Source organism: Melioribacter sulfuriphilus (genome assembly GCF_051488685.1).
Classification (GTDB): Bacteria; Bacteroidota; Ignavibacteria; order Ignavibacteriales; family Melioribacteraceae; genus Melioribacter.
In genome coordinates this window covers 314,808-329,408 of the sequence record NZ_JBPSEH010000001.1, presented here as the reverse complement: position 1 = coordinate 329,408, position 14,601 = coordinate 314,808, and the positions used below count along the sequence as shown (strand labels likewise).

The 14,601-nt window shown below is 37.0% G+C and carries 14 protein-coding genes; 11 read left to right on the top strand and 3 right to left on the bottom strand.

The window, feature by feature from the left end:
• The first annotated feature begins 78 nt into the window (after positions 1 to 78).
• The 4 genes from ACSSV9_RS01440 (at position 79) to ACSSV9_RS01425 (ending at position 4,228) form a co-directional block, all read left to right on the top strand.
• Positions 79 to 1,371 (top strand): T9SS type A sorting domain-containing protein, encoded by a 1,293-nt coding sequence (locus ACSSV9_RS01440; protein WP_437345428.1) that lies wholly within the window; start codon positions 79 to 81, stop codon positions 1,369 to 1,371.
• Positions 1,372 to 1,422: 51 nt separating this feature from the next.
• Positions 1,423 to 1,629: a YgaP family membrane protein gene (locus ACSSV9_RS01435; protein WP_437345427.1), complete on the top strand. Its 207-nt coding sequence runs from the start codon at positions 1,423 to 1,425 to the stop codon at positions 1,627 to 1,629.
• A gap of 658 nt (positions 1,630 to 2,287) precedes the next feature.
• Complete coding sequence (locus ACSSV9_RS01430) at positions 2,288 to 2,704, top strand: ATP-binding protein (protein WP_437345426.1); 417 nt, start codon at positions 2,288 to 2,290, stop codon at positions 2,702 to 2,704.
• 3 nt (positions 2,705 to 2,707) lie between these two features.
• Positions 2,708 to 4,228, top strand: a complete 1,521-nt coding sequence (locus ACSSV9_RS01425; protein ID WP_437345425.1) for a tetratricopeptide repeat protein — start codon at positions 2,708 to 2,710, stop codon at positions 4,226 to 4,228.
• Here ACSSV9_RS01425 and ACSSV9_RS01420 read toward each other — a convergent pair.
• On the bottom strand, positions 4,209 to 5,306 hold the full coding sequence (locus ACSSV9_RS01420; protein WP_437345424.1) for a PP2C family protein-serine/threonine phosphatase: 1,098 nt from the start codon (positions 5,304 to 5,306) through the stop codon (positions 4,209 to 4,211). The two genes, ACSSV9_RS01425 and ACSSV9_RS01420, sit on opposite strands and share 20 nt — an antisense overlap.
• 114 nt (positions 5,307 to 5,420) lie before the next feature.
• Here ACSSV9_RS01420 and ACSSV9_RS01415 point away from each other — a divergent pair, with 114 nt between their 5' ends.
• The 6 genes from ACSSV9_RS01415 to ACSSV9_RS01390 all read left to right on the top strand — a co-directional run bounded on the left by ACSSV9_RS01415 (position 5,421) and on the right by ACSSV9_RS01390 (position 11,739).
• Entirely contained in the window at positions 5,421 to 6,260 is an 840-nt protein-coding gene (locus ACSSV9_RS01415) for a cytochrome c biogenesis protein (RefSeq protein WP_437345423.1), read from the top strand.
• A 1-nt stretch (position 6,261) separates the two neighbouring features.
• Entirely contained in the window at positions 6,262 to 6,426 is a 165-nt protein-coding gene (locus ACSSV9_RS01410; protein WP_437345422.1) for a CcmD family protein, read from the top strand.
• The gene (locus tag ACSSV9_RS01405) at positions 6,416 to 6,805 is read left to right on the top strand and encodes a cytochrome c maturation protein CcmE domain-containing protein (RefSeq protein WP_437345421.1); all 390 of its coding nucleotides are present in this window, start codon (positions 6,416 to 6,418) and stop codon (positions 6,803 to 6,805) included. The genes ACSSV9_RS01410 and ACSSV9_RS01405 overlap by 11 nt, the downstream gene beginning before the upstream one ends.
• A 28-nt stretch (positions 6,806 to 6,833) precedes the next feature.
• Positions 6,834 to 9,242: a cytochrome c biogenesis protein CcsA gene (gene ccsA, locus ACSSV9_RS01400; RefSeq protein ID WP_437345420.1), complete on the top strand. Its 2,409-nt coding sequence runs from the start codon at positions 6,834 to 6,836 to the stop codon at positions 9,240 to 9,242.
• A 111-nt stretch (positions 9,243 to 9,353) separates the two neighbouring features.
• Positions 9,354 to 11,264 (top strand): AMP-dependent synthetase/ligase, encoded by a 1,911-nt coding sequence (locus tag ACSSV9_RS01395; protein ID WP_437345419.1) that lies wholly within the window; start codon positions 9,354 to 9,356, stop codon positions 11,262 to 11,264.
• Positions 11,265 to 11,364: 100 nt separating this feature from the next.
• Positions 11,365 to 11,739 (top strand): response regulator, encoded by a 375-nt coding sequence (locus ACSSV9_RS01390; RefSeq protein WP_437345418.1) that lies wholly within the window; start codon positions 11,365 to 11,367, stop codon positions 11,737 to 11,739.
• Here ACSSV9_RS01390 and ACSSV9_RS01385 read toward each other — a convergent pair whose 3' ends face one another.
• Positions 11,740 to 12,726, bottom strand: coding sequence for a radical SAM protein (locus ACSSV9_RS01385; protein WP_437345417.1), 987 nt, complete (start codon positions 12,724 to 12,726; stop codon positions 11,740 to 11,742). It lies immediately after the preceding gene.
• 51 nt (positions 12,727 to 12,777) lie between these two features.
• On the opposite strand from ACSSV9_RS01385, the gene ACSSV9_RS01380 reads away from it, so the two are divergent.
• Positions 12,778 to 13,185: a bacteriohemerythrin gene (locus tag ACSSV9_RS01380; protein WP_437345416.1), complete on the top strand. Its 408-nt coding sequence runs from the start codon at positions 12,778 to 12,780 to the stop codon at positions 13,183 to 13,185.
• 33 nt (positions 13,186 to 13,218) lie between these two features.
• Here the strand turns inward: ACSSV9_RS01380 and hemL are convergent, their stop codons facing one another.
• Positions 13,219 to 14,508: a glutamate-1-semialdehyde 2,1-aminomutase gene (gene hemL, locus ACSSV9_RS01375; protein WP_437345415.1), complete on the bottom strand. Its 1,290-nt coding sequence runs from the start codon at positions 14,506 to 14,508 to the stop codon at positions 13,219 to 13,221.
• Between the last annotated feature and the right edge of the window lie 93 nt (positions 14,509 to 14,601).

Genomic DNA, 14,601 nt, shown 5'->3' with positions numbered 1-14,601 from the left:
TTAGGATGACTTTTTCGATTCAAATATTTATCTTTTTTCAGCTCCTTTCAGCAGGGTCTTTAACTAAGAGGGTACGACATGAAAAAGTATTTTGTCATTCTCTTTTTCGTGTGTGTTTCGTTGAATTATTCCCAACTAATCCTTGAAGAAAATTTTGACTATCCTGTTGGAGATTCATTGTCGCATCATAATTGGACTATTTATAAGCAGGGTGATGGCGGAATATTGATTGAAGATTATAACTTAACCTTTCCAAATTACCCTTCGATTTCAGGAAATTCTATAAAAATTGATACGTCAGGAGTAGATTATTACAGGAGTTTAGGCCAGGAATATGAGACAGGTACCTTTTATTTATCCTTCTTAATTAATGTGCAACAAGCCACTACTGCGCAATTGGGAAGCGATATAATTGGCTTTGCAAATAATAGCACCACTTCGCCATTCATGGCGGGCAAATTATTTTTAAAAAAGTATGACGCATCGAGATTTTTGTTCGGAATTAGTAAAACTACCGATACTGTTGAATTTACTGATTCTCCCTATTTATTTAATGAAACTTACCTGGTCGTTATTAAATACATACTGAATTCAGGGTCAGGTAATGATCAGGTGAGCTTGTTTATCTTCGAAAATGAAATACCTCAGACAGAACCAGAACCTGATATACGAATTGATTCAGCAGCGGGTAACGAACCGGCCAATATTTCTGTAGTTGCACTCCGACAGGATATCACAACCAACAAGGCATATATTGACGGGATTCGAGTGTCGACTTCGTGGAGTGAAGCGCCTCTGCCTGTAGAAATGGCATTTTTCAGAGCGAGGTCGCTCAAAAACAAAATAATCTTGAGCTGGGAAACAGTGACTGAATTGAATAACTATGGATTCGAGGTCGAAAGATTTAATTGCAGCGGAAATGAAAGCTGGCAAAAAATCGGATTTGTACACGGACATGGAAATTCATATTCTCCGAAATTTTATTACTTCGAGGATATTCCAGAAAACGGAATTAAATTTAAATACCGCCTCAAACAAATCGATTTCGACGGTACTTTTAAGTTTTACGAATCCGAGCCTGTGGAATTAAATCAGGAAAGTTATGCCGAATTGAAAGTTTATCCCAATCCTTTTAATTCCTGGGCGCGTATTAAATATTTTTTGCCGGGGAATGAAAGCAGGACTATGTCTGTTAAACTTGCAATCTATTCGCTCAATGGTGAACTCGTAGAAATTTTGACCGAGAAAGATGTTTATCCAGGATATCATACAGTTTATATAAATAGCTCAAACTATAGCTCGGGCGTTTATTTTATCGTGCTTTCAACGGATGATTATTTTGTTGCATCTAAATGTACGATTCTCAAATGAATCGACTTTACTTTCAAAGCATCTAAATAGTACAAATTAAATGGAGGTGGTATGAAAAAGAATGTAGGTGGAGGCGACAAGACTTTTAGAATTATTCTGGGTCTTGTAATACTTATTCTCGGTATCATTTATGGAAGCTGGTGGGGATTGATTGGTTTAATCCCGCTCGGAACAGGGTTAATAGGCTGGTGCCCATTGTATTTGCCTTTTGGAATATCGACATGCAAAACCAAAGAACCAGATGCCAAAGAGGAATAGATTTATAGAAAAGATGTAAAGCATCTTGTTAGTAAACTGTAGTTGAAAATATTTAGTAATCCTCTGTTTTTATGAGGTGGAAGTATAAGATTGTTGAGCGTGAGAGAGATTTTGCAGTGCTCAATTAAAAGAGCACTATGCAAAATTAGCTTACCGTAATAACGCTCGACGAAGTGCAAAGAAAAAGTAACAGCGATTTTATTCGCCTATTTTGATTCATGGCGATGGATGAGTTTTTTCTGCTAAATCACATTCATTATAAATTTTATTAGCATTACACCTTTTCATTCACACACATCTGTGACTTTTGTTCGTCATTATATAATTCCAAAAATTAATGCCTGCTTTTGTTTACATTTTTCAGATGCCACTAAGCTAAGCTTATTATTTGTGTATCCAGAAATAAATGACCATAATAAATTTTATAACGTATTTATTATTTTGAAGAGTCAGTAAACAAACGTCACCTCTTTTGATAGTGATAATTATCTTATTTTTATTGCATCTGTTTCTTCTTTTGTATTAAAGGTTTTTAATTGATTTATAATTAGGGAATCAACTGAAAGCAGATTTATTTGTTTTTTGCCGCAATCGTTTTATTTCATTTCAATTTTTACTGGCTTTTCATATATTTGAACGTGATTTAATCTAAATGGGAATGGATGAATTCTCCTTAAATATCGATAGTCGCTACGAGTGTGTTCATGAAGCTGCCGAGAAATTACTTGCTGTGCTGGAACATTATAAAATCGAAGAACATATAAAAAACGCTTTTAATATTTGTTTGACTGAGGCTGCAAATAATGTAATTAAACACAGTTATAAAGAAGAAGCAGGCAAAAATATTATAATCAAACTCTATAAAGAAGATGATTATCTCATACTCGAAATTATAGACGAAGGTATTGCTCGTCCTAACCTCGAAATTCCCGACCTGGATTTCGATCCCCAGGATATCGATAATCTTCCAGAAAGTGGAATGGGTCTTTATATTATCAAACAATTAATGGACGATGTCAATTATTTCTCGATTAACGGCAAGAACTATTTTATTTTGAAGAAATCTATCTCTTAAATCATGATAAAACATACTCTCCTTTTAATTCTTTTCTTTTCTGTATTTTCAATCGCTCAAAAAGATACGTTGAAAAGCGAGGCATTTAGAAATTCTAAGCCAGGTAAAGTATCTTATTTCAAAGCAAAATATCCTTCTTACTCACTCTTAGCAGGATATATTCTGGTAAACGAAGCCAACAGAGGCGACCCTTTCGCTCAACATGAACTTGGAATTAGATATCTTATGGGTAAAGGATTTGAACCCGATACAGTTAAAGCAATTTATTGGATTAGAAAAGCAGCTGATCAGAATCTTGCCGCTGCAAAATATAACTACGGTATTTTGCTTTATAATGGTATTGGAGTACCTTGGAATCCCTTCGAATCGTTTTATAATTTCAAATCGGCGGCCGAACTCGGAATGCCCGAAGCTCAATTTGCTCTTGGAATTATTTATACAGATAATCTGGTAGTATCGAGGGATTACAACAAAGCTTTTACTTATATCACTAAAGCGGCAAATGCTGGATATGAGCCTGCCATGGAATTGAAAGAAGAATTTTTGAAAAAGGGTCTTGTGCCGTCAGCCGATAGTTCAATTGCTGTTGAACAAAATCAAACTAACGAACCTTCGCCAGTTATCAATACCGATTGGGACATCGATTATTTATCAATGGAAAGCGATTCCAGTATTACGGAAGAAGAACGGATTTCTAATCTATTGAAAAAGAATAAATACGAATTAAGAGACTACCTGGGAATTAATGTCTCAAATGAATCTTTGAAAGACACATCTTCACTTGGTTTAATTAAATATGCCGCAGAAAATGGTAGTCCGGAAGCTCTATTGTTAATTGCCGCCAGTTACGAAAAGGGACTGTGGCACACTAAGGACCTTATTCAAGCAGGCATTCATTATCTTACTGCATACAGATTAGGGTCGTATAAAGCGGGCGAACGTCTCTTCAGACTGATTCAATCGAAAGATCTGATAGAGGTATTAAAAAATAAAATTAAGTCTGACAACAGCGAGGCTTATTATTTTCTGGCAGGCATTAGAGCTCTGGAAATGACAAATATTATTTCCATTAAAGAAGCGATTGAATATCTCAACATTGCTGCGGGGAACAACTATATACCTGCTTTAATTGAACTCGGACTTTTGTACAGTTCGGGAGTTGTAGTAAAAAAAGATTTAAATAGAGCGATATCATATTGGGAAAAAGCACAAAAAATGGGTAGCACCGAAGCCGAAATTCGTATTGCCTTTACGACTTTAGTTGACTCTTCATTGACAGCTTACAACAACGATGCACTTGAAATTCTCAAAAAATATTCCGACGAAGGTTCAGTATTGGCACAAACTTACCTTGCATTCTGTTATGAGAAGGGGATTTCGGTAAAAGAGGAGAAAGCAGCGGCTGTAAAATTGTATCGAATCGCAGCTCGGCGTGGTAATGAAACAGCGTATAACTCTCTTAAAAGAATGTATGACGAGTTAAGACCTACGGACGAAACTTTCGTTATTTACTCGGAGAACTGATTCTCTTCAAAACTATAAAAGTCACATCGTCGTTTTGAGCGGCTTCTGCGCGGTGATTGTTTATGAGGCTCACTAATGATTTTTTAATCTCCTCTGCGCTTCTGTCGGAATTTCTTTCAATTGCTTTTTTTATACGCTTTTCACCGAGCATTATTTTGTACTTATTCATCGTTTCGGTTAATCCGTCGGTATGAAAAACAATCGTATCGCCTTCGCCGGGAGTGAAAGTATAGAGCTCGAGAGTTTTTTCGAAAACTCCATAATCATTGAATCCAATACCAATACCGCATGTATTTATTTCTTTGAATTCCTTCTTCAGGAAGTCGTAATGAATCGGGGGCGGATGACCGGCTCTGACAAGATTAATCGTTCCATCTTTTTCTATCGATGCAATTGTGATTGTAAGGAAGAATTCTTTTCGAAGTTTTTGAGAGAAATATTTTTTTAATTTGATAAGAATTTCTTTAACGTCGGAATAATTATCGAGCAGGAAATAGATTATTGCCTGTACTCGTGTCATATAAAGCGCTGCTGCCATCCCTTTTCCGGAAATGTCGCCAATTACAATATACGTTTTGTCGTGTGCCTCGATAATATCGAAATAATCGCCGCCTACTTCTCTTGCGGGTTCATAGTATGATGTCACTTCGTATACGCCAATAGTTGCTTTATGCTTCGGTATCAGGTCAAGCTGAATTTTCTTTGCGATATCGAGCTCATTTTTTGCCAGCAGTTTATCTGCAAGCTCAAAAGCGAGAAGCAAATTTAATATGATAAATCCACTCCAGATATAAAGAGTGTTGTATTCTAGGTATCCAATTCCGAAAAAGAAAATCGAAATCAAGTAGAAAATCCGCCGGGCTGGTGTCAGTTTCATAATAAAGGCATTGAACAGACTACGGATAAATATCAAACCCCTGATTAATTTATTCTTCGATTGATCTGGTTTGGGAATGTCGCTTTTGAAGAATTCGTATACTTCGCTTGCCTCTCGCTTAATCAAATTTTCGATTTCTTGATAACTGAGGTCGCTCGTATACAAATCGAAAATTCGTTTTATTGGATTTTGATGCGGCAACTTATCCCCACTCTTTTTTGTCTGGTTAGACGTATTCACCTCTGAAATGTAACAAATTATTTATGTGATTCTTAAAATTAATATATCAATAGAAATTATTTATTATAAATCGGAATGGTCACCTGGATTATCCTTCCAAAATTCTTTGGAATTGAGGGGGTACTTTTATATTTTAGGCAAATAAAACGCTTAATACTATATTATATCCAGATATATTTTTTTGGTACTAAAATTGAAAGTAGTCGCGTTATGAAAACTTATTGGAAAATAATATTGTTTGTGTTGATGACATACGTGTTAATTGTTGGTATTACATTTCCGATAGTGGCTCAACCCTCGCACTGGTATGAATTCCCAAATATTCCCGGATTAGAAGAGAAAGCAAAGATAATTTTTTTCCATGTTCCTACGGCGTGGTTGTCGGTCATAGCTTTTTTGATGGCGATGTTATACGGAGTTCGTTATCTCAAGAACAAAAATCTGGACGACGATGCCAGATCAAACGCTGCCCTTCAATTAGGGATGTTGTTCACGGTACTGGCAACCGTTACAGGTTCAATCTGGGCAAAATTCACATGGGGAGCTTTTTGGCATTGGGATCCACGTGAGACGAGTATTTTTATACTTCTTTTAATTTATGGCTCGCTTTTGGCACTCCGTTCTGCAATCGAAAACGAGGAAAAAAGAGCACGTCTGTCGGCAGTCTATTCGATTATTGCTTTTTTGACTGTGCCGTTTTTCATTTTTATTATGCCTAGAATAATGGTGGGACTCCATCCAGGCTCGGCTAACGACGACACTTCTGGCCCAATTGTCGATTTTAAGATGAATGCTAATATGCAAATTGTTTTTTATCTGTCGTTGTTGGCATTTACAATCTTGTATTTCTGGATGTGGAAACTACGCTATAAAATTTTAATTCTTTCGGAAAATAATAAATTAGAGAGAGGTTGATGTGGAAAACGGATTGCTAAACTTCTTTGAAACGAACTCAATTTATATTGTTATGTTTATAGTGCTTGTTGTGTGGCTTGGCATTTTTTTGTTCCTGAATAATACGGATAAAAAGCTAAAAGTTTTGGAAAAAGAACTCAAGGAGAAGAAAAACGATGAACAATAAATATATTTTTGGTGGAACTATCATAGTTGTATTCCTCGGATTAATGATCTATCTTTTTACTCAAACCAATGTCCAGTACGAAAGTAGTTTTGTAAAAGTTATGGAATCCGGCAAGACGGTAAAAGCCACCGGAAGCTGGGTCAAAGAAAAAGGTTATCAGATAGATAAACAAAATAAAATATTCAGTTTTTATATCCAGGATACAAACGGAAACGTAATGAAGGTAGTCTATAAAGGCGCAATGCCGAACAACTTCGAGTCGTCTACAAGTGTCGTCGTTACGGGAAAATATTCTGACGGAGTTTTTTATGCAACAGATATATTGACAAAATGTCCCTCCAAATACCAGGAACAACCGGTTCAGCAAGCCGGAGCTTAATTAAAATAATTTTTAAAGGAATATTAATATGATTGGCAACGTAGCTTTAACGTTGGCATTATTGTCAGCTGTCTTTTCTGTAATTATGTATTTTCTGAATTATCGAGGATATAAAAACACATTAGGGCCAGCGCGAATTAGTTTTCATATAAGTGCAATTATGGTGCTTGTAGCGAGCGCACTTTTATTGCAGGCAATTTTAACGCATCAATATCAATATCGATATGTCTATAATTACAGCGGCAGTGGACTGCCTCTGGGATTGTTGATGTCCACATTTTATGCTGGCCAGGAAGGCAGTTTTATGCTATGGACGCTCTTTTCGTCGATAGTAGGTTTGATATTGCTCGACTATACTTCAAAAAGAGGCGACCTCGAACAACGAGTTATGATGGTCTATGGCATCTGTGTCATATACCTTCTCGTTATGGTCAATCCTTTGCTGAAATCTCCTTTTATTTATATCTGGAGTCAGCCCGACTTCATCGACCTGAAGCATATAAATAGCGCTTATTTGACCTTGCCAGCACTACAAAATTTTTTATTTAGCGATCCTCAATCCGGAAAACAATTTATTCAGATAGGACCAGATTTGCTCGCAATATTAAAAGCGAACAATGTTCCTCTCGATAAATTTATAATTGAAGGTAAAGGATTAAATCCGCTTTTGCAAAATTTCTGGATGCAAATTCATCCCCCGATGCTTTTTGTCGGTTTTTCAATGGCTGCCGTTCCCTATTCATTTGCTATGGCTGCATTGATTAAAAATGAATATAATGAATGGGTAAAACAATCTTTGCCTTGGCTGCTTATCGGTACAATGGTGTTGGGACTTGCAATTATGCTCGGTGGTTACTGGGCCTACGGAGTTCTGGGATGGGGTGGCTACTGGGGTTGGGACCCTGTAGAAAATTCATCTCTGGTTCCCTGGTTGATTGCCGTTGCTACAATCCATACAATGCTTATTCAGAAAAAAACTCAGGATAAATCTAACAACGATAAACTCAACGCAGGAAGATTTGTAAAGACCAATTTAATTTTGAGCATCTTTGTATATATTCTTGTTCTTTATTCCACGTTTTTAACTCGAAGCGGTATTCTCGGCGATGCTTCTGTCCATTCTTTCGTCGATCCTGGCATGATGGTGTATTTATTGCTCCTTGTCTTTCTTCTCTTCTTTGGATTGCTGGGACTCGGACTCGTATTTTATCGATGGAAATATTTGACTGAGAATTTTTCGTACGAAGAAAATATTTTATCCCGTGAACTGGCACTCTTTACCGGCTCCTTTGCCTTGATTGCATCGGCAATTATCATATTGGTGGGAACAAGCGCTCCTATTTTCGGACAAACTGTTGAACTTAAATTCTATAATGAACTTAACCTCCCGATTGCTATTATTATCGGATTTTTGAATGGACTCAGCATAATTTTGAAATGGAAGACAACTGGCAAAGAGGAATTGCTTAAAGGTATTAGAATGCCTTTAGTAATTTCATTTTTGCTCACCGCTGCAATCTTTCTTATCAGCGGCGTTGAAAACTTTATGCTTGTAATTCTTACATTCTCTTCGATCTTTGCGATAGTAATTAATGGTGAGATAGTAGTTAAAATACTGCGCGGCAAAAAAAATCACGCCGGCGCTTATATTGCCCATATCGGAATAGCAATTTTTATGGTAGGTGTAGCCGCAACTGCAGGATACACTAAAAGTGAACAGGTTGACCTGGTTAAAGGAGAAAAAGTAGAATTATGGGACTATCAGTTGAGCTTTGCCGGTTATCAACCTATCGAAGGGGGTAAGAAATATGCATTTAATGTAGAAATCAAAGATGGTGATGATATAAAGGTTGCGGCTCCTATTATGTATATTGCTGAATTCAATAATAGTTTAATGCGTGAACCCGATATTTTAGTGGGTTTAACTAAAGATTTTTATGTGGCGCCCGTAAGTTATGATGAAGAAAATCCATCAGACGGCGGAGAGACGATTAACATGAAGAAAGGAGATGTAATCGACTACCGAGGGATGAAGATTGAATTCACAAATTTCATATTGCCTGAAGATATGACTGCTATGATGAGCGGTGGAAAATTCAAAATCGGCGCAAATCTTAGAGTAACTTACAATGGCAAAACTTTTAACCTGGAGCCATATATGGAAAGTGCGAGTGGTCAACAGGAATTTCACAATGCAGAACTCAAAGAAGCCGACCTTAAAATCGCACTTGCAAATATGAATGCAACAGGCGGTGAGATAACAATAGTACTGCAACCTCTTTCTTCAGAAAATATTCCCATTCAAACTCCTAAAGAAGTATTAACAGTAGAAGTCAGTATAAAACCGTTTATCAGTCTTGTATGGCTTGGTGTGGTAGTGATGGTAATCGGATTTATAATATCGGCTTCAAGGCGGTCTAAAGAATCGCTGGCTTGAAAATTTTTTTAAGAATGAGCCCGGCACAGTCCGGGCTTTTTTATTTTAAATTTTCCTGTTTCTCTTTTCTTCTTATTTTAGCATTAATCATTTATAACTGCAGGTGTAATTATGGAACGTACCATTATCAATATGTTCGAAACAAGCGTTTCGAAATATTCATCGAATGTTTTTCTTAAAGAAAAGAGAAACGGAATATATCAAGGGCTGACATATTCTGAAGTGAAAAGGCTTGTCTACAATTTTGCCGCAGGTTTGATTTCGTTGGGTATCAACAAAGGAGACCGTCTTGCTTTAATATCTGAAGGGAGAAATTACTGGGTTATTAGTGAGTTAGGGATATTATATACCGGTGCAGTAAATGTCCCTATTTCTGTTAAAATTGATGAACTTAACGATTTGAAATTTCGACTTGACCATTCAGGTGCGAGAGTCGCCGTTGTTTCAGCCTCACAGCTACATAAAATAAGAGGAATTAAAAAGGATCTACCTGAACTCGAAAAAACAATTGTGCTCGATAAAATTGAGGATCTTCAGGATGATGAATTATACATCGAAGATTTATTTGAAATGGGAGAGGAATTTCTAAAATCAAACAGACATATCTTGAATGAAAGAATGGAATCAGTTAAAGAAAACGATTATGCAAATATCTGTTATACTTCGGGTACTACAGCCGATCCGAAAGGAATAGTTTTATCTCACAGAAATTATACAGCAAACGTAGAACAGGCCTCTGGCCTTTTGCCAATCCCTGAATGGTACACAACGTTGTTAATATTACCGTGGGACCATGCTTTTGCGCATACTGCTGGGATTTATACTTTAATGTATAACGGAGCATCGCTGGCAGCTGTTGAATTAGGCCGGACTCCGATGGAAACTCTGAAAAACATCCCTAAAAATATTAAAGAAATAAAACCGACTTTTCTTTTGAGTGTACCTGCACTGGCAAAGAATTTCAGAAAGAATATCGAAAAAGGAATTCGTGAAAAAGGAGAACGGGTTGAAAAGATTTTTAATCATGCTCTTAAATTGGCTTATAAATACAATGCCGAGGGATGGAACAGGGGAAGAGGAAAAAGAAAATTCTTAAAACCACTCTATAAACTATATGATAAAATCCTTTTTTCGAAAATACGCGAAAATTTCGGCGGAAAACTTGAATTTTTTATCGGTGGCGGAGCTTTGCTCGATATCGAATTACAGCGGTTTTTTTATGCAATTGGGATTCCTATGCTTCAGGGCTACGGTTTAACCGAAGCAGCACCAATTATTTCGGCAAATGTACCGGCTAAACATAAACTCGGCTCTTCGGGCAGAATTGTAGATAACCTTGAAATTAAAATATGCGACGAAAACGGAAACGAATTGCCCATCGGTCAAAAAGGTGAAATTGTGGTTAAAGGAGAAAATGTAATGGCCGGTTACTGGAAGAACGAAAAAGCTACCGCAGAAACGGTCAAAGATGGATGGCTTTTTACCGGCGACCTCGGGTATCTCGACGAAGATGGTTTTCTCTATGTACTGGGCAGATTCAAATCGCTTTTAATTGCCAGCGACGGAGAGAAATATTCACCCGAAGGAATTGAAGAATCTCTTACAGAAAATTCCAGATACATCGATCAGATTATGCTTTACAATAATCAATCACCTTATACAGTAGCTCTTATTGTTCCTAATAAAGAACAGGTTAGACTATACCTCGAAGAGAAAAACTTATCTCATAAAACAGATGAAGGGCAGAATACCGTCATAAAATTGATCGACGACGAGATATCAAAATTCAAACAAGGAGGTCAATTTGCAGGAGAATTTCCAGAAAGATGGCTACCGGCTACTTTTGCCCTTCTGGGCGAAGCCTTTACAGAGCAAAATCATTTCCTCAACAGTACACTTAAAATGGTTCGCAGTAAAATAACCGAATTCTATAAACAAAGGATCGATTACCTTTTTACTGCGGATGGAAAAAATATTTATAACCACCAAAACAAGAAAATTGTCGAAAGGATGTTTCAATAGTCTTTTTATATAATCTATTTTTATAAAAATTTTTACTATTGAGCTATAAATTTACCCCCTTTTTTTTACGATAATACAGATAGATAAAAGAGGGATTAAAATGAGTTATATTTTGCTTATTGATAATGACCTCAAATTTAGGGGATTACTGAAAAAGTTTATCGAAAAGAAATTCATTACGACTGTAGTTGAAGCAAGTTCTGAAAAAGAGGCACTCGATAAAATCGACCGAAGAAAACCAAGAATGGTATTTGTCGACACGGACACGAACTTTGAAAGCGGGCTCGGATTCCTGGAAACATTAAAGACTTACAACGTGCCTGTGATAGCTTTAACGACAAATAGTGAAAGGGAACATATCGAAAAATTAATTTCTTACAGGATAGAAGGCTGTCTTTTGAAAACAGATATCCTTTCACAATTGACCGAAAGACTTGAACGAATATTTCATAGATACGAACATTTGTATGTTTAATTAAATCCCAAAAGGATTTTTCCGATCGTAATCGAAATCGGGGCGATAGTAATTATAACTTTCCAATTCCTGTATCCATCCGTTTCTTAGACCATATTTTTCCATCAGTTCAATGGCTTTGTAATATTCAATAGGACGTAACGTTCTGCTCAGTAATGGCTCCTTAATGGCTTTGTGTGCTGGGTAATATTGCGACATTAAAGAGATATGAACATCACGATCGAGTTCTTCTGCAATAAATTTGAAAACTTTTTCTGATTCAGAAAGGTCATTGGGTAAAACCAGGTGACGGATTATCAGTCCTCGCACTACTGTGTTGCCTTCGAAAATCAGTTTGGAGTCTACCTGTCGGTACATTTCCTTAATTGCTTTTCCTGCTACTTCAAAGTAATCTTTTGCATTGGAATAAAGTTTACCATATTTGCTGTCTCCGTATTTGAAGTCGGGCAAGTATATGTCAATCACACCGTCGTACAATTTCAGCATCTCTACCGAATCATATCCGTTCGAGTTGTAAATTATTGGAAGACGCAGTCCCTTTTTTGCAGCAATATAAATTGATTTGAGTATTGTGCCGCTAAAATGAGTAGGCGATACAAGTCCGATATTGTGACAGCCCATCTCCTGTAATTCGAGCATTATTTCTGCCAGTCGTTCGTGGGAAACTTCGTTGAATTTTTCAGATTCCCAATTTTGACTAATCTGGTAATTCTGGCAATAGATGCATCTCAAATTGCAATTTCCAAAAAATATATTGCCAGCTCCTTTGGTACCAGAAAGAACAGGCTCTTCACCAAAATGAGGAGTATATGAAGAAACAATAGGTAAAGGTCCGCTCATACAAAAACCGTATTTATAATTTATCCGATCAGTATGGCAATTTTTTGGACATACAGTACATTCGTACATTTTTTTGTAAGCTAATTCAGCCCGCATTTCAAGTTCACCTGATTCGAGAAGTTTAATGTAAGACGGTACGAATGTCATACTACACTTTTTAATTTTTCTATCGATAATATATTAAAAATTGGAGGTATAATGTCTTTATTAAAGTGGAACGACTCGTACTCTGTCAATATTAAAAGTATTGACGAGCAGCATAAAAAGCTACTGGAAATAATCAATGAACTTCACGATGCAATGAAAGTAGGCAATAGTAAGCAGGCTTTGGGTAAGATATTTGACAAACTTCTTGAGTATACTCATTCACATTTTTCTTATGAAGAAAAACTGATGGAAAAATATGGTTACAGCGAACTTACATTCCACAGACAGACACACCAGAATTTAATTAATCAGTTGAAAGAATTAATAGATAGTTACGGTAAAGGGAATACCACATTAAGTATTAATGTTATGAATTTCCTCCAGGACTGGCTTGTGGGACATATTCAGGGCAGCGATAAAAAATACACTCTCCATTTGAATGCGAAAGGAGTATACTAAAAAAATCCGACAGAGCTTAATCCGCCGGGAAAATCATAATATTTCTTTCAAAGATTCTTCAGCTGCTTTAATAGTTGTATTAATATCATTTTCAGTATGAGCTGTAGAAACGAAAAGCGCTTCGAATTGCGCCGGAGGAAGATAAATTCCTCTCTTTAACATCGAATGGAAGAATTTGCCGAATAGCACCGTATCGGATTTAATAGCGGTCTTAAAGTCGTAAACAGGTTCTTCTGTAAAGAAGAGAGTCATCATTGAGCCGACTCGATTTAGTTGAAAATTCTTACCTGCAGACTTGACAGCATTAATAATCCCATCTGCCAGGAGTGAGGATTTTTTTTCGAGTTCGTCGTAGATGCTCAGATTATTTTTGATGTAGGAGAGCGCTGCAAATCCGGCGTTCATTGCCAGCGGGTTGCCACTTAAAGTTCCTGCTTGATAGACCGGTCCAACAGGTGAAACCATTTCCATGATTTCTTTTTTGCCTCCATATGCACCTACGGGTAGTCCGCCACCTATAATCTTTCCGAATGTTGTCATATCAGGCTTAACGCCGAGAATTTCCTGAGCGCCGCCTGCAGCCACTCTAAATCCCGTCATTACTTCGTCGAATATCAATACAATTTTTTCTTCAGAACACAGATCGCGCAATTCTTTTATGAAATTGCCATCGGCTTTGACGGTTCCCATGTTTCCAACAATTGGTTCGAGAATCAGGGCTGCAATTTCGCCTTTGTTTTGGGAAATTATTTTTTTAACCGACTCGATATTATTGAATTCAGCCAGTAATGTATCTGCTGCGTTTCCTTTTGTAACGCCTGGACTGGTTGGAACGCCGAAAGTTAGAGCACCACTGCCAGCCTTAATCAAAAAGAAATCGCCATGTCCGTGATAGCAGCCTTCGAATTTGATTATTTTTTCTTTGCCTGTAAAACCGCGGGCTACTCTAATAGCGCTCATTGTAGCTTCTGTGCCACTGTTTACCATTCGTACCATTTCGACCGATGGGACCAGTTCGCAAATCAATTCTGCCATTTTTAATTCAATTTCTGTGGGAGCTCCGAAACTTGTGCCTTCTTCAATTGCTCTTAGTAGTGCATCTTTTATAAAAGGAGGATTATGCCCGAATAGATGAGGTCCCCAGCTACCAATGTAATCGAGTAATTCATTGCCGTCGACGTCGAACATTTTGGAACCTTTGCCTCTAGTTATGAAAAGCGGCGTTCCCCCGACGGATTTAAATGCTCTGACAGGCGAATTTACTCCGCCCGGAATTAATTTCTGCGCTCGTTCAAACAATTTTTCACTTTTTTCTGTGTTCATAAATTTCCTTTACTGTTTAATTCTCAATTACTGATCTAAAAATATCAAAATTCGCTGCAATGAGGAAATGTTAATGCTTTTTTATCGCGAAAT